This window comes from Aeromonas sp. R2-3 (assembly GCF_040908375.1).
GTDB lineage: Bacteria > Pseudomonadota > Gammaproteobacteria > Enterobacterales > Aeromonadaceae > Aeromonas > Aeromonas veronii.
In genome coordinates, this window is sequence record NZ_JBFODP010000002.1 from 1 (window position 1) to 2,846 (window position 2,846).

Below are 2,846 nucleotides of genomic sequence, written 5' to 3' on the forward strand. Positions count from 1 at the left end.
CGACACTTCTTGGGGTTGTATGGTTAAGTGACTAAGCGTACATGGTGGATGCCTTGGCAGTCAGAGGCGATGAAGGACGTACTAACCTGCGATAAGCTGTGAGAAGTCGGTAAGAGACGCTATTACTCACAGATTTCCGAATGGGGAAACCCACCCGAGATAACTCGGGTATCTGTTACTGAATACATAGGTAACAGAGGCGAACCGGGAGAACTGAAACATCTAAGTACCCCGAGGAAAAGAAATCAACCGAGATTCCCTCAGTAGCGGCGAGCGAACGGGGATTAGCCCTTAAGCATCTTGGAAGTTAGTGGAACGGTCCTGGAAAGGCCGGCGATACAGGGTGATAGCCCCGTACACGAAAACAACCTTGATGTGAAATCGAGTAGGGCGGGACACGTGACATCCTGTCTGAATATGGGGGGACCATCCTCCAAGGCTAAATACTCCTGACTGACCGATAGTGAACCAGTACCGTGAGGGAAAGGCGAAAAGAACCCCTGTGAGGGGAGTGAAATAGAACCTGAAACCGTGTACGTACAAGCAGTGGGAGCCCTTCGGGGTGACTGCGTACCTTTTGTATAATGGGTCAGCGACTTACATTTTGTAGCGAGGTTAACCGTATAGGGGAGCCGTAGGGAAACCGAGTCTTAACTGGGCGTCTAGTTGCAAGGTGTAGACCCGAAACCGGGTGATCTAGCCATGGGCAGGTTGAAGGTTGAGTAACATCAACTGGAGGACCGAACCCACTAACGTTGCAAAGTTAGGGGATGACCTGTGGCTGGGGGTGAAAGGCCAATCAAACTCGGAGATAGCTGGTTCTCCCCGAAAGCTATTTAGGTAGCGCCTCGGACGAATACTACTGGGGGTAGAGCACTGTTTGGGCTAGGGGGTCATCCCGACTTACCAACCCCATGCAAACTCCGAATACCAGTAAGTAATATCCGGGAGACACACGGCGGGTGCTAACGTCCGTCGTGAAGAGGGAAACAACCCAGACCGCCGGCTAAGGTCCCAAAGTTCTGGTTAAGTGGGAAACGATGTGGGAAGGCTCAGACAGCTAGGATGTTGGCTTAGAAGCAGCCATCATTTAAAGAAAGCGTAATAGCTCACTAGTCGAGTCGGCCTGCGCGGAAGATGTAACGGGGCTCAAACCAGGCACCGAAGCCGCGGATTCATACTTATGTATGAGTGGTAGGGGAGCGTTCTGTAAGTCTGCGAAGGTGTATCGAGAGGTATGCTGGAGATATCAGAAGTGCGAATGCTGACGTAAGTAACGATAAAGGGGGTGAAAAGCCTCCTCGCCGGAAGACCAAGGGTTCCTGTCCAACGTTAATCGGGGCAGGGTGAGTCGACCCCTAAGGCGAGGCCGAAAGGCGTAGTCGATGGGAAGCAGGTTAATATTCCTGCACGACTTGTAATTGCGATGGGGGGACGGAGAAGGCTAGGTGGGCCAGGCGACGGTTGTCCTGGTGAAAGTGCGTAGGTGGTGTTTCTAGGCAAATCCGGAGACACAACACTGAGACACGAGACGAACACACTACGGTGTGGAAGCCATTGATGCCCTGCTTCCAGGAAAAGCCTCTAAGCTTCAGATTACAAGTCATCGTACCCCAAACCGACACAGGTGGTCGGGTAGAGAATACCAAGGCGCTTGAGAGAACTCGGGTGAAGGAACTAGGCAAAATAGAACCGTAACTTCGGGAGAAGGTTCGCTCTTGACAGTGAAGTCCCTTGCGGATGGAGCAGTTGGGAGTCGCAGTGACCAGATGGCTGGGACTGTTTATCAAAAACACAGCACTCTGCAAACACGAAAGTGGACGTATAGGGTGTGACACCTGCCCGGTGCCGGAAGGTTAATTGATGGGGTTAGCGCAAGCGAAGCTCTTGATCGAAGCCCCGGTAAACGGCGGCCGTAACTATAACGGTCCTAAGGTAGCGAAATTCCTTGTCGGGTAAGTTCCGACCTGCACGAATGGTGTAACCATGGCCATGCTGTCTCCACCCGAGACTCAGTGAAATCGAATTCGCCGTGAAGATGCGGTGTACCCGCGGCTAGACGGAAAGACCCCGTGAACCTTTACTACAGCTTGGCACTGAACATTGAACCTACATGTGTAGGATAGGTGGGAGGCTTTGAAGGCGTGACGCCAGTTGCGCTGGAGCCGTCCTTGAAATACCACCCTTGTATGTTTGATGTTCTAACGCAGGGCCCTGAATCGGGCTCGCGGACAGTGCCTGGTGGGTAGTTTGACTGGGGCGGTCTCCTCCCAAAGAGTAACGGAGGAGCACGAAGGTTGGCTAATCCTGGTCGGACATCAGGAGGTTAGTGCAATGGCATAAGCCAGCTTAACTGCGAGACGGACAGGTCGAGCAGGTACGAAAGTAGGTCATAGTGATCCGGTGGTTCTGAATGGAAGGGCCATCGCTCAACGGATAAAAGGTACTCCGGGGATAACAGGCTGATACCGCCCAAGAGTTCATATCGACGGCGGTGTTTGGCACCTCGATGTCGGCTCATCACATCCTGGGGCTGAAGTCGGTCCCAAGGGTATGGCTGTTCGCCATTTAAAGTGGTACGCGAGCTGGGTTCAGAACGTCGTGAGACAGTTCGGTCCCTATCTGCCGTGGGCGTTGGATGATTGAAGGGAGTTGCTCCTAGTACGAGAGGACCGGAGTGAACGAACCTCTGGTGTTCGGGTTGTCACGCCAGTGGCACTGCCCGGTAGCTAAGTTCGGAATCGATAACCGCTGAAAGCATCTAAGCGGGAAGCGAGCCCTGAGATGAGTCATCCCTGACCCCTTGAGGGTCCTAAAGGGCCGTTGGAGACCACAACGTTGATAGG

At 53.2% G+C, this 2,846-nt stretch carries 1 rRNA gene; it reads left to right on the forward strand.

Annotation, left to right across the window (positions count from 1 at the left end):
* Positions 1-21 precede the first annotated feature (21 nt).
* Positions 22-2,846, forward strand: a 23S ribosomal RNA gene (locus AB5Z02_RS00025); the annotation flags it as partial.